Annotated in this window: 14 protein-coding genes; 4 read left to right on the top strand and 10 right to left on the bottom strand. The window is 53.8% G+C overall.

What is annotated here, in order from left to right; all coding sequences use genetic code 11:
• The first annotated feature begins 525 nt into the window (after positions 1–525).
• From U2W12_RS10320 to U2W12_RS10305, 4 genes are all read left to right on the top strand, one after another.
• On the top strand, positions 526–2,022 hold the full coding sequence (locus tag U2W12_RS10320; protein ID WP_326500600.1) for an ATP-binding protein: 1,497 nt from the start codon (positions 526–528) through the stop codon (positions 2,020–2,022).
• Positions 2,019–2,435: a response regulator gene (locus U2W12_RS10315; protein WP_326500599.1), complete on the top strand. Its 417-nt coding sequence runs from the start codon at positions 2,019–2,021 to the stop codon at positions 2,433–2,435. The genes U2W12_RS10320 and U2W12_RS10315 overlap by 4 nt, the downstream gene beginning before the upstream one ends.
• Positions 2,432–5,095, top strand: a complete 2,664-nt coding sequence (locus tag U2W12_RS10310; RefSeq protein WP_326500598.1) for an EAL domain-containing protein — start codon at positions 2,432–2,434, stop codon at positions 5,093–5,095. Before U2W12_RS10315 ends, U2W12_RS10310 begins: the two co-directional genes overlap by 4 nt.
• A gap of 203 nt (positions 5,096–5,298) precedes the next feature.
• Positions 5,299–5,733 carry a heme-binding protein gene (locus tag U2W12_RS10305; protein ID WP_326500597.1) on the top strand — a complete coding sequence of 145 codons (435 nt, stop codon included), beginning with the start codon at positions 5,299–5,301 and terminating at the stop codon, positions 5,731–5,733.
• 113 nt (positions 5,734–5,846) lie between these two features.
• On the opposite strand, the gene U2W12_RS10300 is transcribed toward U2W12_RS10305, so the two are convergent.
• The 10 genes from U2W12_RS10300 to U2W12_RS10255 all read right to left on the bottom strand — a co-directional run bounded on the left by U2W12_RS10300 (position 5,847) and on the right by U2W12_RS10255 (position 23,168).
• Positions 5,847–7,190 (bottom strand): sensor histidine kinase, encoded by a 1,344-nt coding sequence (locus U2W12_RS10300; RefSeq protein WP_326500596.1) that lies wholly within the window; start codon positions 7,188–7,190, stop codon positions 5,847–5,849.
• Positions 7,187–7,858 carry a response regulator transcription factor gene (locus U2W12_RS10295; RefSeq protein WP_326500595.1) on the bottom strand — a complete coding sequence of 224 codons (672 nt, stop codon included), beginning with the start codon at positions 7,856–7,858 and terminating at the stop codon, positions 7,187–7,189. The genes U2W12_RS10300 and U2W12_RS10295 overlap by 4 nt, the downstream gene beginning before the upstream one ends.
• Positions 7,859–8,365: 507 nt before the next feature.
• On the bottom strand, positions 8,366–8,716 hold the full coding sequence (locus tag U2W12_RS10290; protein ID WP_326500594.1) for a DUF3147 family protein: 351 nt from the start codon (positions 8,714–8,716) through the stop codon (positions 8,366–8,368).
• A gap of 19 nt (positions 8,717–8,735) precedes the next feature.
• Positions 8,736–9,656, bottom strand: coding sequence for a cation diffusion facilitator family transporter (locus U2W12_RS10285; RefSeq protein WP_326500593.1), 921 nt, complete (start codon positions 9,654–9,656; stop codon positions 8,736–8,738).
• 558 nt (positions 9,657–10,214) lie between these two features.
• Entirely contained in the window at positions 10,215–12,092 is a 1,878-nt protein-coding gene (locus tag U2W12_RS10280) for a potassium transporter Kup (RefSeq protein ID WP_326500592.1), read from the bottom strand.
• 115 nt (positions 12,093–12,207) lie between these two features.
• Entirely contained in the window at positions 12,208–12,927 is a 720-nt protein-coding gene (locus U2W12_RS10275; protein WP_326500591.1) for a response regulator, read from the bottom strand.
• Positions 12,924–14,486: an ATP-binding protein gene (locus U2W12_RS10270; RefSeq protein WP_326500590.1), complete on the bottom strand. Its 1,563-nt coding sequence runs from the start codon at positions 14,484–14,486 to the stop codon at positions 12,924–12,926. The genes U2W12_RS10275 and U2W12_RS10270 overlap by 4 nt, the downstream gene beginning before the upstream one ends.
• Positions 14,487–14,520: 34 nt before the next feature.
• Positions 14,521–15,969, bottom strand: coding sequence for a sodium:proton antiporter NhaD (gene nhaD, locus U2W12_RS10265; RefSeq protein ID WP_326500589.1), 1,449 nt, complete (start codon positions 15,967–15,969; stop codon positions 14,521–14,523).
• A gap of 430 nt (positions 15,970–16,399) precedes the next feature.
• The gene (locus U2W12_RS10260; RefSeq protein ID WP_326500588.1) at positions 16,400–18,241 is read right to left on the bottom strand and encodes a hypothetical protein; all 1,842 of its coding nucleotides are present in this window, start codon (positions 18,239–18,241) and stop codon (positions 16,400–16,402) included.
• Positions 18,242–18,584: 343 nt separating this feature from the next.
• Positions 18,585–23,168 carry an AAA domain-containing protein gene (locus tag U2W12_RS10255; protein WP_326500587.1) on the bottom strand — a complete coding sequence of 1,528 codons (4,584 nt, stop codon included), beginning with the start codon at positions 23,166–23,168 and terminating at the stop codon, positions 18,585–18,587.
• Positions 23,169–23,184 lie beyond the last annotated feature (16 nt).

Raw genomic sequence — 23,184 nt, 5'->3', positions numbered from 1 at the left:
AAATCCTATTAATCATATGGTAAGTGCTTCGCGAGAAGTTCGTTTGCAACCTGTGAATAGCAAATCAATGACTTAGAGAGCTCAAGAAATGCCAATGAACTTGTTGCTATTCACTTAATGTTTTTCTAATCTACTAGAGATAAACTTATTTGAAAGCCGGGAGGCAAAGAATCGCTTATCCGGAATTATGGAAAGCCGGATTGCCGAGGGAGGCACCGTGAATGTCGTGCGGTAGACCGGCTTTTATGGGGAATTGGAAGGTTTAGGATGGTAAGAGGGTTGCAGTCCAATGGAACTATAGCGCGCCTAAGATCATCTCTCTATTCAATTGCTGGGTTAGCAAGCCTTAAGTGTCCTTTCATGGCCTGCTCTGCCAGTGTAAACGAGTAATGCCTCGGTACTGTAAGACAGCGTTCGATATTCATTACTTTCAGAATCCTTTTAATCAGTTTTCGTGCACTAATAATTATAAAAACAATGGCTTCAACTGCAAATTAATTACGATTACTTGAAGGTTTTAATTGAATGACCTCATCCATCAAAAATGTGCTGGCCGGCAAAAGCGCTGACTGGTTGCTGGAGATCGCCTCGGATGCGATGCTCATCTCCGATCGGGATGGGCATATCGTGCTGGCAAATCCCGCTGCCGAGCGCCTGTTTGGATTTACGCGTTATGAATTCGCCGGTCTTGCCATCGATGACTTGATCCCGCGGCGCTTGCGGGCTTCGCCTTATGAAAGGTGCGCCGCTTACACCGCACACCCTACGCGCCGCGCCATGGGCGCTAAGGCCGAAATTGTCGGCTTGCGCCATGATGGCAGCGAATTCGCCGCGGACGTGAGCTTTACCCCGCTCGAAGACGGGGGAGTATTGGCTATTGTGTATGATATTACCCGACGCCAAGAAACCCTCGCAGCAGCGCGGGAGTTCGCCGAGAACATAGCTGCTACCATCCAGGAGCCTCTTGTGGTGCTTGACGCCGACGAACGGGTAATTTCCGCCAATCGTATTTTCTATCAGATCTTTCAGGTTACGGAAGAGAAAACGCTAGGACAGGCCTTCTTTGAACTGAACGAAAGGCAATGGGATATTCCGGTTTTGCGGCAATTGCTGGCGGAGGATCTCCCGAAAATGCGCAAGGTCGAGGCCTTTGAATTGCAACATGACTTCCCCGGTATCGGCAGCCGTACCGTTCTCATCAGAGCCCTCCTGATCGAGGGAAAGTTCGATCGGCCGAATCTGACCTTGCTTACCTTCTTGAACATCACTGAACGCAAACGGCTGGAAGCCGAGCAGGCGCGCATGATACACGAACTGGAAAGCGCCAACGAAGAACTCAATAACTTCGCCTATGTGGTCTCCCACGACCTGAAGGCACCGTTGCGGGCCATCGGCTCGCTGGCCAACTGGATCGTTACCGATCAACAGGATAGGCTTGATGACGAAGGCCAGGAACACCTTCGCCTCCTCATCCAGCGGGTGCATCGCATGAATGCTCTCATCGACGGTGTGTTGAGATATTCGCGCATCGGACGGTTACATGAGGCGGTCGTCGACATCGATTTCAACGAGCTTGTGCATGAGGTGATCGACTCGCTGGCACCGCCTGCCCACCTTGTTGTCACGGTCGCACCTGATTTGCCGTCAATTAGAGCGGAGAAGACCGCCATCCAGCAAGTGCTGCAGAATCTCATCGCCAACGCCATTCGTTATCTGGATAAACCCCAGGGACGGATTGAAATCGGCTGCGTCAGCCAAGGCGAAAGCTGGCGATTCAGCGTGGCCGATAACGGCCCCGGTATCGAGGCGCGCCATTTCGAGCGTATCTTCCAATTGTTCCAGACGTTAAATCCGCGCGATCGGTTGGAAAGCACCGGCGTGGGTCTAGCCATCGTCAAGAAGATCGTCGAGCAGAGTGGCGGAGAGGTAATGATCGAGTCCGTCCCCGGCGAGGGGAGCACTTTTTTTTTCACCCTCCCCAAAACGATCATGAAAACACCGAAAGGAGAAATTGAACGATGAAAACATCTTGCAAAGCGATCCTCCTTGTCGATGACGATCAGGTGGATGCAATGACCGTGCGGCGGGCGCTGAAAGAGTTGCATGTTACAAATCGGCTCGAGCACGTGGAAAACGGCGAGGATGCTCTGGCCTTTCTGTGCGATGCGACGAAGGAGCGTCCTTGTTTGATTCTGCTGGATCTCAATATGCCCGTGATGAATGGCATCGAATTTCTTCAGGCGGTCAAGGTGGATCCTGAGCTGAAATGTATCCCGGTTGTCGTGCTCACCACCTCCGATGAGCAAAAAGACAAGTTAGAAAGCTTCAACCTCGGCGTTGCCGGTTATATGCGCAAGCCTGTGGACTATCCCCAATTCGTCGAGATCATCCGCACCATCGATGCTTACTGGACTATCAGCGAGTCGCCCGTATGAACGATTTGACCAACCAACCCATTATTCGCCTGCTGGTTGTAGACGACGACAAGATCGACCGCCTGGCTTGTAAGCGGATTCTCGCGAAGGAGTCGGACTGCCAGTTTGTGATCTTCGAGGCCGAAACCGGTGTTCAAGGTCTTGAACTCGCCCGTGACCGGCAGCCTGACTGCATCCTGCTCGACCACCATCTGCCGGATTTGAACGGACTGGAGTTTCTCGCCGAACTTACCAAGGAAACTGGCGAATTGCCGATGCCTGTCATCATGCTGACTGTGTCGGATCACGCCATGATTGCGGTTGAGGCGCTCAAATTGGGCGCGCGCGACTACGTGGTCAAGGACTCTGATCGGGAATCCCTGCAATGGTTGCCGGCCGTAGTGTTCCGTGCCCTTCGCGAACAGCAGGTTATCAATGCAAAGGCGGAGGCCGAGGCCAAATACCGCACGCTGGTTGAACAAATTCCCGCTATCACCTACATCGCTTCGCTGGAAAGCCTTGGAAAATTGTTATATGTCAGCCCTCAGATTGAACAATTGGGTTTCCCCCCCGAGGTCTGGATCGACGAGCCTCAGGGCTTGCTCAAGCGGATCCATGCGGACGACCGATCAGAAGCGATTGAGGCATATAGCCAAACTTACGAGAGCCATATCCCGCTGCGTTGCGAATATCGACTGGTCAAGAGCGATGGACAGGCGCGCTGGTTTCTGGACGAAGCCAATGTGGTGCACGACGAGGCCGGTGGGACCTTGTTTCTGCAGGGTGTTCTTGTCGATATTACTAAGGACAAGGAAACAGAACAGGAACTGTTCTATTACCGCCGACGCCTTGAAGAACTCGTGGCGCGGCGTACTGAACAGTTGGAAAAACAATGCGTTATTCTCAACTCCGCCAACGCCAACCTGGATAAGGCGCTATGCGAGCGTTGGCACGCGGAAGCGGCTTTGCGCGCCAGTGAGACGCGCTTCCGACTGTTGCTGGAATCGGCTGGCGATGGCATCCTGGGAATCGATGTTGAAGGGCGTTGCACCTTCGTCAATCGATCGGCGCTTGCTATGCTGGGCTACACTCAGGAGGAACTCCTGGGGCAAGACACCCATGCGACGATTTATTACAGTGATGCCGAAGGTTTGCCTGCTCCGCCAGGACAATGGGGGGTCTACGCTGCCTTCCGCGAAGGCGTCCCGCATCGAAGCACCGAAATATTCCGGCGCAAAAACAGCGGATCTTTTCCGGTCGAGTGCTCCTCCTACCCGATTCAGCTTGATGGGCAGGTCACCGGCGCGGTGTTGGTCTTCCGCGATGTGACCGAATTGCACGCCTTGAATCGGAATCTTTACTTCCTGGCCAGTCATGATCCCCTTACCGGCCTCTTTAACAGGACGGAGTTCGAACAGCGTGCGTCCAGAGTGCTGGCAAGCGCTCGTGAGGACCAATCCGAGCATGTGCTGTGTTACCTCGACCTCGATCAGTTCAAGATTATCAACGACACCTGCGGTCACTCCGCCGGCGACGAATTGCTACGCGCACTGGGGACATTTCTTAAGTCCAAGCTACGTCAGCGCGACACCCTGGCGCGTTTAGGAGGCGATGAGTTCGCTCTGCTGATGGAGCACTGCTCGCTCGACCAAGCCTGGCGCATCGCCACTGAACTTTGCGAAAGCATACGGAGTTATCGTTTCGTCTGGGAAGGCAAAGCCTTCTCGGTCGGAGCAAGCATCGGGATGGCGTCGTTGACCGGCGCCGACAGCGATATTTCCGTCGTTCTGGTTGCCGCCGATACGGCTTGCTACATGGCCAAGGAAAAGGGGCGCAACCGGGTGCATATCTTCAAACCCCAAGATGACGAACTTGCCGAGAAACGCGCGCAAGGGAAATGGGGGGGGCGTCTCACGCGGGCCTTGGATGAAGACAGCTTTCGCCTTTATTGCCAGCGGATCTGCCGTCTCGCCGATACGGCGGGACGCGTGCATTATGAAATCTTGCTGCGATTGGTGGATGATGATGGCAGCCTGATCGATCCCAGCGCGTTCATTCCGGCGGCGGAGCGCCATCATCTGATGCCGGCCATCGACCGCTGGGTGCTACGCAAGGTGATTGCGCAAATAGGCAGGGGGCACAAGCAAGCAATGCCGGAAGCGCTGCCTATCTATGCGGTCAATATCTCGGTTGCCTCGCTGATCGACGACCGCTTCGTCGACTTCGTCCACGAATTGCTCCAGGCTTACGGCATACCTCCTCAGACGCTGTGTTTTGAAGTCGATGAAGCGTCCACACTAGCCCATTTAAGCCAGGCCCGCTTTTCGATAGAGAAACTCAATGGATTGGGTTGCCTTTTTTCTATCAAAAACTTCGGCAGCGGCATCGCCGCCTTTACCAATCTCAAAACCATGCCGGTGGATTTTTTGAAGATGGATGGGGAGTTCATCAAAAGCCTTGAGGAGAATCCCATCAACCGCACTATAGCAGAGGCGATTAATCTGATCGCCCATGTGATGGTCATCGAAACGGTGGGAGAGTGCGCGGACAGCGACAAGACCCTTGCCCTATTAAAAAAGCTTGGATTAGACCATGCCCAAGGCTATGCCATTATGGCTCCAAGTCCCTGGGAGGAGCTGGATAATCCTGCCAACGCAGAGGTTCGGTTGGATGTGCAGTAGGGGGGTAGGCATGCATTGCCTGCGCTTCTGCTTTCGCGTGTCATGCCCTCCTCGCCTTCCAGGGCTCAAGGCATGGCCGAACGTTTCAATGGGCGAATCGCCGAATTACTCGGAAGCACCCGATGCCATCATTCAAACGGAATAAAAAATCTTGCCGAGATATGTCATAATTTCTCATTACAGCGGAAATCAGGAGAAAGACCATGCACGTCAGTTACGAACAGGCAGAATTCGCAATTGCCGCAGCGATTGCGGAAGCGAAGAAACTAGGTACACAAATGTGTGTCGCCGTGGTTGATTCCGGCGCCGATCTGAAGGCGTTTACCAGAATGAATGGCGCCTGGGTCGGCAGTATCGATATTGCTATCAAAAAAGCCAAGACCGCCTGTTTCTTTGGCATGAATACCGGACAAATAGGCCAATTATCGCAGCCAGGCGGGCCACTTTATGGCATCGAGCATTCAAATCAAGGGCTGATTACTTTTCCTGGCGGCGTGCCGATTGTCGATCAGGACGGTGTGTTGATCGGTGCCATCGGCGTAAGCGGTAGTTCGGTGGAAAACGATCATCAGGTAGCCAAAGCCGGGGTCGATGTCATCGGTCTTGCCGATTTGCCTTCGCATCCCTGGCGAACTTGACCGGCGACAGCCATCCGGATCGACCGGGGGGATTTTCGATTAATTACTGGGTATCTCCTTAGGCGGAAAAAGCAGCCGATCCAAACGCCGGCACCATCTCAGTAAATGCGGATTTATTTGCCTTGTCCTACATCCGCCGTATATAAAACGGCTTCCGCGCAAAAACCGCCCAAGTCTTTCGAGCGGCTGAGCACAAGTTGCCCGCCGTATTGCTCCACGATCAGTTTGGCGATCGATAAACCCAGACCATGGCCGCTGACCGATTCATCCAGCCGGGTGCCTCGCTGCATTAATGTTTCAATCGCGGCGTCTTCGACGCCCGGCCCATCGTCTTCGATGATCAAGTGTATCGATTGATTGTATTCGAGCGTAATGTTGATCGTGGATTTAGCCCATTTACAGGCGTTGTCGAGCAGGTTGCCGGCCAGTTCCAGCATGTCCTCGCGGTCGATCGATAACAGCCCGGAAGTCGGGGCTGTAAAGCGGATGGTCAGGTTTTTTTTCCGGTACATGTTTTTCAGCACCTGGATCAATGCCGGGATTTCCCGATGCATGTCGAACTTTGCCGCGGTCGGGCCGGAGCCCGCCAGGCGTGCGCGTTTCAGCACGCGATCCATCAAGCGCTGCATGTTGGCGGTTTGTGAGGTCAACATTTCGCCGAGTTCGGGATATTGCCGAAAGGCGTCCTCCCGGGGCAACTGCTGGAGCACCGTCAATGGTGTCTTGAGCGCGTGGGCGAGGTCGGCGAGGGCGTTACGCGAGCGCTGCAAGCGTTGATCGAGCACCGTCAATAAACGGTTGAATTCGCCGACCAGGGCGGAGACTTCTAGCGGCACATCGGTGTCGATTTGGCTGCGTTCGCCGCGTTCCAGCGCTCCGATCTGTGTTTGCAGGCGGGACAGCGAGTGAAAGCTTTTGCGTAAAATGGCGATTTGCACCAACACTAAAACCAACAGCAAGACGGCCGCTATCATCGAAAATCGTTGCTGAAATTCATCGATCAAGATGAAGGTCGGCGACAAGTCCTCGGCGATCGCGACTGTAACCGGGCGACCGTCTTTCCGATAGCCGAAGGCCATGATCAGTAGCGGCTGTTGCTGCGGACCGGTCAAATAAACGCGCTGCCGGCTTCCCGATGCGACCATCGGTACGGCCAAATGGTCTTCACCCAACGAAGGCGATTTGATGATTTGTTTGCCGTTTGCGATCCAGTAGTATTGGCCTGAATGAAGTTTCGTATAGACCGGTTCGATGTCGGTGTCGGTCAGGGCAATGGTGGACGGGCTATCGGCATAAACGGCCGCAAGTATGGCTTCCGCATCGTGCTCGAGGTGCTCGGCGACATTATCCTCGGCCAGTTGCCGGATCGAGAGCTTGGTTTGCCACCATAACAGCGAGACCGCGCAAATCAGGCTGATAAATAGCGCAAGCGCCAGCCGCAGTTGCAGCGATTTCACGGCAGTTCTTCTTTGAAAACATAACCCTGCCCACGGCGTGTTTCGAAGCGTTCCTTCCCGAGTTTGCGGCGCAGATGATTCACATAAACCTCGATTACATTGCTATCCTTGTCCGAGTCGAAGTCGTAAAGCTGTTCGTTTAGCGTCGATTTGCTGATCACTTGACCTCTATGCAGCAGAAAATATCGCAGCAGTTTGAATTCGACTCCGGTTAAATCAATGTGTTCGCCGTTTTCGGTAATCACTTGCTGATGTTCCTGATCGAGCGTCAAGCCGCCGACTTGCAGGTTATGACCGCCCGGCAGTTGATGGAAGCGGTGCAGCAACGCGTTGATTCGTGCCAGTAGTTCCTCGGTATGGAATGGTTTGGCCAGATAATCGTCGGCCCCCGCCTTGAATCCATCAACCTTTTCGTACCAAGCATCGCGCGCGGTCAAGATCAAAACCGGCAGGTGGTTTTTTTGCGAACGCCAGTTTTGCAGAATGGTAATGCCATTGCGCTGCGGTAAGCCAAGATCGAGTATCGCCAATTCGTAAACGCCTTCGTTGCCGAGATATTCGCCTTCAACGCCGTCGTGCGACACATCGACCGCGTAACCCGCTTTTTCCAGGTCTTTTTTTAGAAACCGGGCCAAGTCCCGGTCATCCTCCACCAACAAGATGCGCATGAATATGTCCTTACGGTGCTAATTCGAGACCGAAGTTTACCATGACCGAGCAACCCACAGGACCCGCATGGATTTTTTCTTTTTTAATTAGGTGTCATGGCATGGCGTTGGCTTAAAAGCCTGACAATCGCCTGTCCTCAGGGAAGAGGCTGGCGATAACGCCTTGCAGATATTAAGGTTTAATTTAACTTGAGGCAATATAGGTCAGGAGGACCGGAAAATATCCATTCGTTGACAGGGATTGAACCGGTTTTTTTGTAAATATGGCAGCACGGACGAGAAAGAATTTTTAGATGAAACAAGCAGGCGTATCGTACCCGGAGTGAGTTATGCGGCGCTTTCATTACTCTTTGTCGGCGCGCCGCTTACTCCTGTACTCGCGGTCCGCGGCTAGTCCGGATCGACCGCCGCTTCGCCGGCGGGTCCCCGGGCTGACCATTGCCGTAGGGGAGCGGTACATTGTTTTACTTCGCTTGACGGCTTTGTTCGCTAGGACAGTCTTGGGTCCTAGGTATGACTCCCAAACCGTCCGCCTATCCAAATCATTATCAAATAAAGCGTGGCCGTAACGAGGCAGGAAATGCCTAAACTGATCCAAAAACCCCATCCTAGCCGAAGGAGAAATGGTAACAGCAAAAATAAGGCTAATGACGGCAGCACAAGCCAGAAAATGTCCAGGGAGAGGGCCGCAATGCGTCCGGAGTCTGCGGTATCGGCATAGAGCCAGACGAAGGCAAGCAACGATGTGAGCGGCAACGATGCGACAAGAGCAGCCCACAAGGTATTGCGCTTGGCGATTTCGGAGACGGTTACGACCACCACCGACGTTATTGCTACCCTGAAAATAGACTGCCACATCGGGATGATCCTCCTGTGGCTAATGACAATTTTCGGAATAACAAGCGACGTCACTGACGGGCTCGAACTGAATCGTCGCGTGACCAATACCAAAGCGCTCGTGTAATTCGTGGTTAATGTCGTGCAACAATTCGTTACTCCATTGGGTGTCGGTAAGCACGAGGTGCACAGTGAGAGCCGCTTCAGTAGTGCTGAGTCCCCAAATATGAAGATGGTGTGCATCCATTACCGCAGGCAGTCCAAGCAAATAAGCGCGTACCGCTGCCACATCGATACCTTCGGGAACGGCATCCAATGCAAGATTGAGCGAGTCGCGTAATAATTTCCACGCACCATAGACGATGGCCGCTGAAAGCGAGAGACTGAGCGCCGGATCGACCCATTGCCATCCGGTGAACATAATAATGACGCCGCCTGCGACAACGCCGGCGGAGATCACCGCATCGGCTGCCATGTGCAGGAAGGCGCCGCGAATGTTCAAATCGCCTTTTCGGCCGGACAGAAACATCATTGCCGTTCCTGCATTGATGACGATGCCTGCCATCGCCACCCAGATGACTGTTTGGGCGGCAATCGATGAAGGTATTGAAAAACGCTGGATGGCTTCCCATACGATTGCTCCGACGGCCACGAGTAAGAACACAGCATTTGCGAGCGCAGCCAGCACCGTTGAACGCTGCAAACCGTAACTGTGCCGTTCGGTCGCTGCGCGGCGTCCTAATGCGGTTGCGCCCCATGCGAGAAAAAGGCCCAAAACGTCGCCAAGATTGTGGCCAGCGTCGGCAACTAACGCCAGCGAATGTGACATAAAACCGTAAACAATTTCGACCGCAATAAAAATTGTGTTTAGAATGATACCGATTGCAAATGCACGGCCGTAATTTGACGGTGAATGCGAGTGCGAATGTCCGTGATGGTGAGAGTTGTGCGCCGTTTGCATAGTAAAAATACGAGAGAGTTATCCGGGCATGGACGATGCCGAAAGAATGAGGCATTATCGATAGGATAGCGAAGATTTGCAATAAACGTCTTTATTGTATTCAACTATTTATACCCATGCTTCAGTGGCATGCCATATCGCCAACTCAAAGACAAAAAGCGACGGGACACGCATTACACGGGACCGCTACGGTCATGCGCGCCACGGGAGCAAAAATACAAGTGTTTGAAGCGCGCATCCGCGAATTCGCGGAGCAATGCACAATACCAAGGTCGCATCACCCGAATATCCACATTTTGTTCTCGCAAGCGACTGGCAAAATTGCGGCGCAGCGTAGGCATCGAAACGCGCTTGTCGATCTACGCCGCGCCGGCGGCCGCATGTCGCCGGTCATACGTTGGGGCAACGGGGGAATGGGTTGATTTATGGCGGCCACGATAATGCTCCTGTCCTGAAACAAGGCGGATTGCCTCATTTCTTCGGCATCGGAAACAGCGGCACATTGTCAATCAACTAGAGCTTGATTATACAGCCGCCTTACCCCCTAGCAGTTTAGTCCTATAGTTCGATACGAATACCGAGCTCCACCACGCGGTCGACCGGAATTTTGAAAAACTCAATCGGGCTCGAGGCGTTATGGAATAAGAACCGGAACAAGCCCCTACGCCAAGGCGGCATTGGGCTTTTCGTACGGAAAGAGATGCGTTCGCTGCCGATGAAAAATGAGACTTTTTTCGGATCGAAAACCAGGCCGCCTTCCCGTATCAGTAAATCCAGCGCTCGTCGCACATCCGCGTTTTGCTTGAAGCCGTAGTACAGTTTCACACGATAGAATTCGTGGTTTTGACCAAACTTTCTGATTTTAACTCGGTGCGCTTCGTCCACAAAAGGCTCGTCCCTCGTGGCGATGGTCAGCACGATGATCTGCTCATGCAGGGCGTGATTATGTTCGAGGTTATGCAGCAGCACTTGGGGAACGCCGTGCAATGTTCTGGCCAGATAAATCGCTGTCCCTTCGACGGTTACGAGCTTTTCCGTTATTTCATTGTCTAGTTCTTCAAATAGCACATGTTTTTCTTCCATGTAGTCGTGGAGCAGCGAGCGTCCCTTGATCCAGGTCGTTATTATCAGAAATAGCACGGTGGCAACTACCAGAGGCAGCCAGCCCCCGGTCGGGATTTTCAGGCTATTGGATGAAAGAAACAGAAAGTCTATCACCAGGAATGACGATAAAAAGGCGATGCTGGTCGTCTTGTTCCATTGCCAGAGCGCCTGGATGACAATGTAAGCCAACACGGTATCGACGATCATCGTGCCGGTTACGGCGATGCCGTAAGCCGAGGCCAGCGCCGACGATGACTGAAAACTCAGCACCAGGATGAACACCGACACCATCAACATCCAGTTGACGGCAGGAACGTAGACCTGCCCCTTTTCGTCATCTGAAGTGTGTAAAATGTTCATGCGCGGGCAATAACCCAATTGTATCGCCTGCCGCGTCACCGAAAACGCCCCCGAGATTACAGCTTGCGAGGCGATGACGGTCGCCAGGGTAGATAGGATCAACAGTGGATACAGAGCCCAGTTCGGGGCGAGTAAATAAAAGGGATTTTGTATGGCATCGGGATGGCTGATCAGCAAGGCGCCTTGTCCGAAATAATTCAGCAACAGTGCCGGAAACACAAATCCGAACCAGGCGAAACGGATTGGCTTCAGCCCGAAATGCCCCATGTCGGCATACAGCGCTTCGGCGCCGGTGATCGCGAGCACGATCGAGCCCATGATCAAAAAGCCCTTCCAGCCTAACTCGATCAGCACATGTACCGCGTAATAAGGGTTAATCGCCATCAACACACCCGGCTCATGTAACAGATTTGCCACGCCCATGACCGCGAGCGCGCCGAACCAGAAGCACATGATCGGCGCAAAGATTCTGCCGATATTGCCCGTTCCCTTGGTCTGGATGATGAACAGTCCGGCCAGTACGGTAATGGCGATCGGCAACACATACTCGGCCAATGGAGGAGCGATAACTTTCAATCCCTCGACCGCGCTAAGCACCGAAATGGCCGGCGTGATGATGCTGTCGCCGTAAAAGAGCGAAGCGCCGAGCAGACCGATCGAGAGGATAAAAGCCATTTTCTTCGGATTATTCCGGGATCCGTGCAAGGCAAGAGCCATCAGCGCCATGATGCCTCCTTCGCCCTTATTATCGGCGCGCATGATGAAAATCGCGTATTTGGTAGTGACGACCAGCGTCAACGACCAGAAGATCAGCGATAATACACCGAGCACATGAAATTTATCGATCGGTATGCCGCCGTGGAATACTTCTTTTAATGCATATAAGGGGCTGGTGCCGATATCGCCAAATACGACGCCAACTGCGCCAAATGTTAACCGCGCCAACTGCTGTTCTTTATTCAAGGATGACATGGCAGATTAATTGATGAATTGAATGAGTAAATGTAATTTTGAAAAAAGCGTTATGCCGGACGGTGAATACTGTATAGCTAGAGGCATAATGTCTCAAGTACTGAATTTGCGGTGCCTAGTTCGAACCGTCCTGAGGCATAAATTCTTCATTTATCGAAAGTCTGTACCCTACGCCGACTTCAGTCAACAAATAACGGGGGCGCGCCGGATTGATTTCCAGCTTATGGCGCAACTGACCCATATAGATTCGTAAATAATGCTGGTCTTGAATATGTTCGGCTCCCCAGACTTCTTGCAATAATTGGCGATGCGTGACAACCGCGCCCGCATGGCGTATCAATATCGTGAGCAATCGGTACTCGATCGGGGTAATGCGTACTTCATTGTTCGATAAGAAAACCCTGCGCCGGGCCAGATCCACTTTCAGTTGCCCGGTTTCAAAGATTTCCATCGCGTTGAAACTTCTGGAGACTCGGCGTAACAAGGCGTGCAATCGAGCATGGAGTTCGCCGCTCCCAAAGGGTTTGGTCAAGTAGTCGTCTGCGCCGGCATCCAGCGCCATGATTTTATTTTGCTCTTGGCTGCGTGCAGACAGAATTAAAATTGGTAAATCGGATAACTGCCGTAAGCGCCGTGTGACCGTGATGCCATCCATGTCCGGCAACCCCAGGTCGAGGATCACCACATCGGGATTTTCGCTGTTCAGCATGGCCAGTCCGGTTTTGCCGCAGTCCGCTTCCACGGTGCGCCAGCTGCGATGACTCAGGCTGGATTTCAGAAAGCGCCGGGTTTGCATGTCGTCCTCAATGATAAGAATCAAGGGTGATGCAGTCATGACACGCTCGCGCCGGCTTCAGGCTCGGCAACCAGCGGTGGCTCGCGCAGAGGCAACCTAATGACAAATTCCGCACCTTTGCCGGCGCGATTACTGACCTGGATGACGCCGCCGTGCGCTTCGATAATCGCTTTGCATAAAGCCAGGCCAAGGCCGACACCGCCTTGATCGGATTCGGCGACGCCACGGTAAAATTTGTCGAAAATTTGTGTTTCCTGGCCTCTGGCAATGCCCAAGCCGTAATCCGCCACGGTTAAACGGCAATATCCGTCCTGCGCTTGCCCGCAAATGTCGATCGGGCTACCCGCCGGGCTGTACTTGATGGCGTTTTCGATCAGATTTAGCAGCACTTGCTCAATCAACACAGCATCGATCCACAGCAGTGGCAGGTTGTCCGGCAGCAGGGTGCGTACCGGCCTGTCCTTTAGGTGCTTGTCCAGACGATTCAAGGCGCTGCCGACGATTTCCTCGATGGCGTTCCAGTCCCGGTGCAGTATGATTTCGCCACTGCTGAGTCTGGCCATATCCAGTAATTTGCCGGTCAGTTCCGACATGCGCTGCGCTTCTTCCAGGACGATATGGTTACAATCCTGGCGCTCTGCAATGGAAAGCTCGGCATCGTTCTCGATCAATGCGCTGGCGGCGCCGATGATCCGTGTTAATGGGGTGCGTAAGTCGTGGGAGATGGAACTCAATAGCGCATTGCGCAAGGCTTCGGTTTCGGCTTGCAGCGTCGCCTCTCTGGCTTGGCCGGCGAGTTGTAAACGTTCCAGGGTTTGGGCGATCAAGCGGCAAAACGTATCGAGGAATGCTGCCCGCTCCGAGGCTTGCCAGGGAAATGGCTGGGTTGCTTGAATAATCAAGATACCCTGCCAGGCACAAGACCCTTGGAGTGGATAATACTCAATCGTGTTTTCTTGTTTGATCGTCCGGTTTTCAAAAGTGCGTTGCGCTTCGGCTAAGTCGATGCCTTTTAAAGCAGCCGGCAATGGTAAACTCGATGGGGTTTGTAAGCGATTCTCGGAGTCGACGTTTAATAGAACCGAAGCGACGCCGAATTCATCTTGAAGGTGTTTGACTGCGATGCGGGCGACGGCATCGTGATCCTGAGCGGCTGCCAGGTCACGGCTCAAACGATAGAGCGCGCTGGCGCGGATTTCACGTTGCCTGGCTAATGCGGCCTGAAGTTTGGATTTTTCAACAAGGCTGCCGGTGACATTGGCCACCACGATCATCACCGCCAAGCCAATCATGTTTTCAAGATCCTGAATCGCAACCGAAAAAATCGGCCTGGCAAAGTAAAACGCGAATAACGGCGCGCTGAGCAGTGACGCGACAATGGATGCGCCGCGGCCGTAGCGGCTGGCTACCAAAAATACGCCTAGCAAATAGGTCATCAAAATACTGGCCGGTCCCAACCAGTACCGAAGCGGCCAATCGATCATTGTGCAGGCTAAGGGTGCGGCGACTCCCCAGACATAACCTAACTGTCGTTGCTTTTCGGCTAATACGCCTGAGCCTGCCGTGCTACCCGGGCTTATACGATGTTGGTTTTGCACATTTAAACTCCCGGCGTTTGGGTTTGCCGACTGTTCAGAACGATCCGGAATTGACCAAAAAATGCACGCCGATGCTGGCGAAATAACCCAGCAGGATGACCGGACACCATTTCATATGGCTGCTGAAAGTGTATAGCCCCTTGGCTTGTCCCAGCAGACCGATACCGGGCGCCGAGCCGATTGCCAGCAAACTGCCGCCGACGCCCAGGGTCAGGGTCAATAGCAACCATTGGCCTTGGGGAATATCCGGATGCATGGTCAGCACCGCGAACATTAAAGTGCCATTATCGACGAAAGCAGACGACAAACCAATCATGATGTTCGCCAAGGTCGGGCTGAATTGTCCGTAAAGCACTTGTGAGACCGCGTCAAGATAGCCGATATACCCTAATCCACCAATGCCCATCATCGCACCGTAAAAAAACAGCAAGGTATCCCATTCCAGTCGGCCGATTTTCAAGAAAATATCGAAATAAGTTTCTTCGGTGAGGATATTGGATTCAGAGCCGCCAGTGAACTGGGCGACTTCCTCTTCATTTCGGTTGCTGAATTTGTAAGACTTTTGCAGAAAGTAATAAAAAAATTGTAATAACGTCAATCCCGCCATCATGCCGGCAACCGCGGGTAAGTGTAGCACCATATCGAAACCGACCGCCAAGGCAATCGTGATGCCGAACAAAGAAATGATTCGCTTAGCGCCGCGCGGCAAACGAATCTCCTCGTTTTCTACCAAGGGCTGGTCTTTCGGCAAGGCGAAGTGCATTACGGCGGCCGGCAGTAAAAAGTTTACCAGGCAAGGAAGAAAGAGCTTGAAAAATTGGGTAAAGCCCAACATGCCGTGTTGCCAGACAAATAGCGTCGATATGCCGCCTAGCGGGCTGAACGAACCACCGGCGTTGGTGGCAACGACTATGTTTAAGCAAGCCAGCGAAACGAAACGTGGGCTGTTCTTACCCACCGAAACCACCACGGCTCCCATCAGCAGACCGGCGGTCAGACCATTCACGACACTGGATGCCAGAAATACCAGCCATCCGGTTATCCAGAACAATTGCCGGTAACTTAGGTTTTTACCGACCAGCCAGACTTTCAGGGCATAAAAAATACCCATGTCTTCCATGGTATTTAGATAAGTCATCGAGACCATGATGAACAGCAGCAATTCGATATAAGCCAGTAAATTGCTTTTGAAAGCGGCAACCGCCGGCATGCTGCCGCCTTGTTGTTGATATGCCAGAAAAATGACGGACCAGATCATCGCCGCAGCCAACAGCATCGGCGTGGATTTCCGCAATTCGGTCGCTTCTTCGAACATGGCGGCGACATAAGCAGCCACCATAATAGCCAGGGAAAAATAGCCGACCCAGTGTCGGGTCAAGTCGATATGCAAGAGTTGCGATGCTTCCGTTGCCGACTCGGCAAAGCTAAGCCCAGGAAATATCAGCGACGTCAAGCCAAGAAGGCCCACAACAAAAGACAACATGCTCTCTCCGGTTGATGAATGAAGGTTACGCCCTCGAAACGGCTTTAATCCTCAGCATTTTCAAGGGAGGAGCAGATTGTATTTATTGGCGTGTAAAAAATGTGTAAAGAGTAATGATTAAATCGGCCCTGAAGCCATGGGCTTTCGGACAATCGGCCTGTCGATGCCCTGGATTTTTTCAGGGACCCGGCGAGTCTCAGCTTCTGTGTCTTGCCGATTGATTGCAGGCCTGTCCCCTCCTCAAGCCCCAATACTGGTGGATCCTGCTGCTGTCTCTATAATTGGCATCCTCCCAGATCCATGGTAATTGCTCTACTCGTCACCTTCGATCACTACTTTCCGTGGGTTGAGGTATACCCAGACGTCCTTTTACGGTATCCACGATCTTATATTTCCGATGACCCATTAGGGTACGATTAAGGGCTTTGCTTCATTGTGCCGGCCTTCGCGCCTCGCGGAACCAGATCCGATATTGCTCCATTTTCGCGCGTTGTTCCGTCGGCGCGTGACGGCGACAGGAGGAATATTCTTCCGTGCCCGGCTTCGCGCCCCAACGCATTTCGGCGCAGTCGTTCGGATTGTAAGTCATTTCATAGGCTGGCTTCCGTGCCAGCACTTCGGCCACGGAAAGCTCCCACCGGCTGCCGTCCGTGCGCGTATAACGGATGCTGCGCTCCTGAATGCGCTTTGCGTGGTATTGCTCGATCTCGGTCTTGGCCTCTTGGGGGCTTCTGTCGTTCATCACGAACAATTCGGGGTGGCGTACGATCTTTTCGGGAAAGCCGTTCAGCATATTGATGGCAATGATGAGGCGCAGGTCGCGGGAGGGCGTGGAGTAATCCTCCCAAGGGCCGACAGTCTGAAAAATCGCCGCACCGTTAGGCATGGGGATGACGCTGCCGGGGCGCTTACGGAAATACGCTTCGCCATTATCCACCGAGGTCACACGGGTCTCGATTTGCTCCACCAGGGCGTCCAGGGTGGCTTCGTAAGCCTGCTTGGGTTCAAGGCCTTTGAGGTTGACGAGCTTGTCTAGCCTAGCGTAGAAATCATCGGGGGAAAGTCGCTCTTGCTCTAAAGAAAAGGGGGCGAAGCCGGGGTGATCGACCAATTCGTCATTGGAGAGCGCCCGCCATCCGTCCGTTGCCGTTTTGACCAGGGGCCGGAACGCCTTGAAGCCTGGCCCGGCGCTTTTAGTATTGGCGAACAGGAAGGTGCCTTCCCAGAACCGCTTGCGTGTGACCGAGTTGTCCGGTTGGGCATCGACGGCCAGCAAGATGCCTGGACGGTCCGCCGTTTGCGGCACCCATTCGACCAGAACCAGCACATGGCCGTAGGGATCGGCATAGACCGTTCCCGGCCGGAGAGCTTCCCGGCTGAGCGGGACCGGATACAGATCGGTCGATTCGTCCTCAAGGCCGGTCCGCGCCGAGCCCGAATGCACGGCATCCATCAGCTGCCGGCTGACATTCTGAAAACCGGCCTGTGAACTGATGCCGTGTGTGAATTCGGTCCTGACGGTAGCCGCGCCGCAACGCGGCGGCGCGTTGGCCGAACCGCGCCCGCAGGCACGAAAGGCAATCGGCAGGCCGATCTTCCAGGCAAAATACGCCCGCAAAGTGTAAGGCAGGTCGGCGCAATCAGGCGTCAGCGGCAGGCTGTGGTCTTCGTCCAGACCGAGATGGTTGTACAGGAAGTTGCGTTCGGCGTTTCGCAACACCGGCTGCAGGGAAGGGACGCCGAGGTTTTCCTCCGGCGGCGCGCCGAAGAGTTCTTCGATCCAGGCCGAATAAAAGGCTTCGGTGGACAGCCCCCACGTCTTGGATTCGACCTGGCTACCCGGACCGCCGATCGTCAGCGGATGGCAGGCGGCAAGCTTGCCGTCCCGGTCGTCCGCTACCACTCGATAATCCCCTTCACCGCCGTCTTCCCAAGCCGCGATTAGGCTCCAGGGCGGGCCGCCACGTCGGCGCGATTGCAGAGGTGTTCGGCTGCCTTGACTGTTGATCAGGGCCAATCTCGACACGGGACCGTCGGTAGACACGGCCATGATCTTGACCTGCCGATCGGCTTTGGGGTTGAGAGGCGATATCCAGATATGCGTCCCACCGGTTTCTTCGCAAGCAGGTTCTTCAGCCAGCGGGGATGATATGCCGGCACATGCCAGCAGGCAGGCGAGGAAACAGCGACAGATTTCGGCTCGGGCCATCAAGACATGAAGGGCGATTTTGTCATTGAAATAGCATCCAGCGTTATTGGATCTTTTTTTCATATTTCGTCAGATTGGCTTCGAAAGGAGACAATATCGATAGAGTGCTCGACAATCATCCATTGGACAATCCTTCTCTGCAATCTGCTTTTAAAACTGTATCGCCACACGCAATCGAGCCAGCTCGTAGGGCAATGGGATGGACTCCTCCCACCTATCGGCATCAAAGTGCCAGACTGATAGATTAGTATTCTCGCTCATTACCAGCCGACTCATTCCAAAAAATTCTCGGCGAAAGCTGGCCATTCGTTTTGGCCATCGATATAGAAACCGTTCAATGAAACAAAATCAAATTGCTCTCAGCATTTTTGGGAGCGTCGGCTTTTAGCGAATAAAGAACGGTTAGCTACTCATTCGAGGTTTGACTCACTTCATGCTGTTTCGGCATCCAAACCCGTTTTTCCACGAAAGCCGGTGCCTGCTGTATGGCTCCCATAGGCTCGATACTCATTGCCGTTAATCGGGCCAGGAGTTCATCCAGTACTTCGTCTTTGCGAAGCGACCAAGTCGATGCAAAGCAACGCCAGAAAGTCCAACCGACTCTTTCCAGAACGCGCTGACGGTTCATGTCGTGCTGCCAGCGGTCCGGGTTGTGAAACTCGTCGCCGTCGAGTTCGATGGCCAAGCGATTGTCGCCGGTGCCTTCGACGACCATGTCGATTCGATAGGCGCCGGTCTTGACCTGAGGAATGACGCGATAGCCGCGCGACGTCAATATCGAAAAGACTTCTCGCTCGAAGCCCGATTCACAGCGATCAATCAGTAATTCCGCCTCTTCCGTATCGCTGATCAAGGGCTTGTTGAAGTGGCTCAGCAGCGTCAGGCGCAGGTCCTTTTCCGATAAGTCGGACGCTTCAACGGAGCGCACCAGATACATGCGGTCGCGAGCCCTGCTGGCCGCCACATTGAACCGTTGCTCATGGCCCAGCCTGGACAGCGCATGGCAGTTTTCTTTATCCGCCACCATGGAGAGAAACATGATATCCCGTTCACTGCCTTGAAAGGTTCTGGCATCCCCGCACTCGAATTTGCGGTGGAGCAATTCAGCCGCATCGCAACGATCCCGTACGACAGCGTCAATGTATTTCGCCTGCTCCATGCCCAGCAGGGATACGACGCCGATCGTCCTGCCGGTAAACTGGTCGTTTTTCAGGATCGCGGCGATTTCATCGGCAATAGCTTGCGCTTCATGGTCATTCAGATCCTGCTTATTTCTGAAGCCCTCCGGAATGTAAATGTCCACCAAAGGCGGCTCGATACGTTCGGACGCCTTCGGAATACGCAAGGGCTGAATGGCGCCTTTGTAGAAAACGCGATTGGAATAGGCGATGATCGGCGGCACGCAGCGGAAATGCTCGCGCAGCATCACTTGTTGCGCCGCAAATACACGCGAGGCAAGCTCATAAAGCGATCGCTCCGGCGTCATTTCGTTGCCATACGGTTGCCCGGCAAGGAAACGGGTTTTCAGCGATTCGATTTTCTGGGCCGAAATGAAGCCGCCTTCCGGCGATACCTGTTTATCATCTCCCACCACCAATATTTTCTTTCCGCGCAATATCGCCGGCAGAGCCCACAGATCGGATTGACTGGCTTCATCGACAATCACCAGGTCGAAGGCGCCAATGTCCGCAGGCATCGCCTCCGAGATGCGGGCATGGCTCATGATCCAGCAGGGGACCGCGCCAGCCGCATCGATCATCGATTCCCTGGCATCACGGCGGTAACGGGTCGCGTTGGGGCCTGTTCCCTGGCCGATACGCCGGATTGCGGCCGCATAGCCGGCCAGAGCCTGAAGGATTTTAGGCGTCGCATTCTGCTTCGTGGCTAACCAGGCTGCCTTCGCGACCATGTCCTGGTAAAGGCGGGATAAGCTTCCTTCCAAATCGGTACGTTTTGCGGCAAGGCCCAAGAGTTCGTTGCGGGCTTCGATGCTATCCAAATAGGTCCGCATCCTGGCCCAATTCCATGCTTGCCGCCACGTGACAGGAAACACGGTATCTTCGCCGGTCATGGCGACCGGTTGCGTTAGAACCCGGCTCGCCAGCTTCGGCGCGCCCGCCCGCTCGATTCGCACTGCAAAATCGCGGACTCCGGTCAGTTCCGTTGTCAGCGTATCGATGCGTCTGAGTTCGGCAATCAACTCGGCGTATTGTGCAACGATTCTCTCCGAAGGATTGTCCGGATTGCCGAGTTGATGCTCGATGAATGCCTTAAGAGCTGTTGAAACCGGGCCCGTTTTGCCGGCCAGTTTTTCCTGTACAAGGTTTAGCTGGGAAGTGGCTTTGGCCAGTTCGGCCTTGGTGAGATGCCTCGATATGTGAGCCTTCACATTTTGCAGATCGGCAGAATTTCCCAGCAACGCTTTACGCGGCGCCTCCGCGAAAACCGACTCCGCGAGTTTAGGCAGCTTTACATCCAACTCCGTCGCCAGGCGGTGTGTCTTTTTCGCCAGAGTCGCTGTCATTTCGATGCCGCGCAATTTAGCTATACTTCCTTGCAGCTTGGGCAGCGACAAGTCATCGGCAAAATTATTCCAGCGGCTTACCAGCGAAATCACTTTCTCATTCAGACTCAAATAACGGTTTACATGCAGCCAATCGTCCTTGGATGTTGGCGACAAGCCCGATATTTTGATTGTCGCGATCAGTTCTTTTACCTCTGCGGCACCAAAGGCAAAGAGTCCGAACGGTTTGCCGGTCTCGGCCGCTCTTGCAATCGCTTCTTGCGTCTTTGCCGAATTCAATGCCGCCTCGGAGACTTCAACGGGGCGTTTCAGGAATTCCGCTCGCGCTTCGATCAGGGCATCGATATCGGTAAACAGCGACTCGAGCGCTTGGCGTTCTAAAGCAAATTTTTCCAGGCGACATTTCGCCCGCAGTTCGGAGGGCCAGGTTTCGTTCGAAAGCTCGATTTCTTCGATCACGGACAAGCTTTCTTCAATCAGCCTCAGAAGCTCTCTGGCCATTGCAATCACATCCGCGGTAGACGCTTTCAACTCGAGGATATTACCGCGCTCAACCTCCGCCTCAATCAGGCGCATGCTGGACAAGGTTGCGTGTAGTTCGCCGATTTCCCTGGATGCAGGCAGGGAATCCGCCGACGGATATTTTGCCGAGACATAGACCAAATCCGCACCGAGTTTGCGGCGGGCATCGCGTAATTGGCCGGCCTCGTCTTCCGGCAAAGGCGGCGCATTCTCGGACGCCAGCGTGATCGCATCGTCAAACCATCCGAATTGGCCGGCGCCGGAAATGACCAGCTCAGCCAGTTTCTGGGCGCGCATGGGCGTGCCGTCGACATCGATGTCTGCCAATTGGGCGAGGGCGATCTCGTCTATCCGACTGTCGATCGCCGATAATTCATGGTGAACTCGGTCGATCGTGGTTTGTAATTCGGTAATTTGACGCCGTGTGAGTTCGGGATTCAGGTGAGAGACCTGATGCTGAATTTGTTCAATCGCGGCCTGGAACTGGCGCACGCCTTCGCGATCGCTCGCCATCAGTGCCACGGTGAGCGCCCGTACCTCCTCCGGAATTTTAGACTGGAGCACTTCCAAGGCGGGTTCGCCGCGCGAGGTGACCAATACTCGCCTGCCGGTAGCCAGATAATGGCAAATTACGTTCGCAATCGTGTGCGTTTTTCCGGTACCGGGCGGCCCTTGTACGGTCACTCCGGCGGACTTTTCCAAGCGCTGAATAATGGTGACTTGTTCTTCGTTGTAGGGCAGGGGGAAGAACAATTCTTGCGATTTGCCGTCGCTTGAGCCACGGCTTGATAGCCCCCTGAATTGAATCGTTTCGTACTCAATTTGCCGATCCGACGGTGGCGTCACAAGCGCCAATGGTCCCATCGGAATTGCGCATCCGGACGCCAGCTTGCTTTTCAGTCTTTTGAGATCTTCCACCAAATAGTTATTGGAGCGGGGTCTCGATAACAACACCCAGCCATCCGTAACCACCAGATTCGCTCCCGGCATCGGCAACGCGTCGCCGCTTGCCAGGAGCTCCCGGTAACAGCCGTTACCATCCAGATTCGACGCCGCAAGTTTTAGAATTCCTGAGTAGCTCGACGCGTCGAATGGCGTCACGGGGCGGTCTTTGTCCCGTTGCAGTTGCTCCTTGATTGCCTGTTCGACTTCCGCCGCGCCCGGAATCGAACATGCGATGAATGCATCCAGCTCCGCCCGTGTTTCCGTCGCGCGCGGCCGTATCTCGATGGCCATGCTTTTATTGTCGATGAATATTTCCAGCGCCTGGGTGAGGATCGGATATTCGACGGTGAGCGTGTTTTCGCCGTACGGAATCTGCCACGTGGACACGCCAATCCCCCAGACAAATTCTTGCGGCTTGGCGGTTTCTTCCGCGTCGATTTGGTGCTTTAGCGCAAACAGATCGCCATACAGGGAAATGCTTTGCCGTCTGGGTTTTTCGACCTCGGCCCAGGCTAGCCATTCCTGTTGATATTGATAGATTTCGGATAGGTATTCCCGAGGCGTTTCCTCTGCGGTCAGTTCCTGTCTATCGTAGGGAGCGGCCGCTTCATTGACTTCATCGGCATCGCGCGCAATCCAGTCATCTTGCGTCAATCCCGAATTTGCGGCGGCCGCTACGGATCGATCGTCACTCAACGCAAGGCTGTTTTGACGTTGTTCGATTAGCAATGACGCGTGCGAGGCGAACGGATCGTTGCTTGCCTGGATAAGCTCTTTTAGATGCTCTGGAAGCGGTGGCGGCGGGCTGGTTTCAAGGCGCTCTAGGCGCAACCAGATATGATCGCCCTCCGGCCTCAAATCGAAATCGAGGCCAGGAATGTTCTTTAATTGAAGATGAGTCCGGAGAAATCCGGTTGGCGAGGAAAGACGGAAGGCTTTTGGATTAATGGCTTTCGCTTGCTCTTCAATATAAGTGCTTCGCGAGAAGTTCGTTTGCAACCTGTGAATAGCAAAT

The organism is Methylomicrobium sp. Wu6, from assembly GCF_035916875.1.
Taxonomy (GTDB): domain Bacteria; phylum Pseudomonadota; class Gammaproteobacteria; order Methylococcales; family Methylomonadaceae; genus Methylomicrobium.
The sequence above is the reverse complement of the archived record's forward strand: the minus strand, read 5'-3'. Positions and strand labels throughout refer to the sequence as shown.

Coding starts and splice junctions, on each gene's coding strand:
- U2W12_RS10310 (WP_326500598.1), top strand. CDS start 2,432: ATGAACGATTTGACCAACCAACCCATTATTCGCCTGCTGGTTGTAGAC.
- U2W12_RS10290 (WP_326500594.1), bottom strand. CDS start 8,716: ATGTGGCAGTCTATTTTCAGGGTAGCAATAACGTCGGTGGTGGTCGTA.
- U2W12_RS10295 (WP_326500595.1), bottom strand. CDS start 7,858: ATGCGCATCTTGTTGGTGGAGGATGACCGGGACTTGGCCCGGTTTCTA.
- U2W12_RS10305 (WP_326500597.1), top strand. CDS start 5,299: ATGCACGTCAGTTACGAACAGGCAGAATTCGCAATTGCCGCAGCGATT.
- nhaD (WP_326500589.1), bottom strand. CDS start 15,969: ATGTTGTCTTTTGTTGTGGGCCTTCTTGGCTTGACGTCGCTGATATTT.
- U2W12_RS10260 (WP_326500588.1), bottom strand. CDS start 18,241: ATGAAAAAAAGATCCAATAACGCTGGATGCTATTTCAATGACAAAATC.
- U2W12_RS10315 (WP_326500599.1), top strand. CDS start 2,019: ATGAAAACATCTTGCAAAGCGATCCTCCTTGTCGATGACGATCAGGTG.
- U2W12_RS10320 (WP_326500600.1), top strand. CDS start 526: ATGACCTCATCCATCAAAAATGTGCTGGCCGGCAAAAGCGCTGACTGG.
- U2W12_RS10285 (WP_326500593.1), bottom strand. CDS start 9,656: ATGCAAACGGCGCACAACTCTCACCATCACGGACATTCGCACTCGCAT.
- U2W12_RS10275 (WP_326500591.1), bottom strand. CDS start 12,927: ATGACTGCATCACCCTTGATTCTTATCATTGAGGACGACATGCAAACC.
- U2W12_RS10280 (WP_326500592.1), bottom strand. CDS start 12,092: ATGTCATCCTTGAATAAAGAACAGCAGTTGGCGCGGTTAACATTTGGC.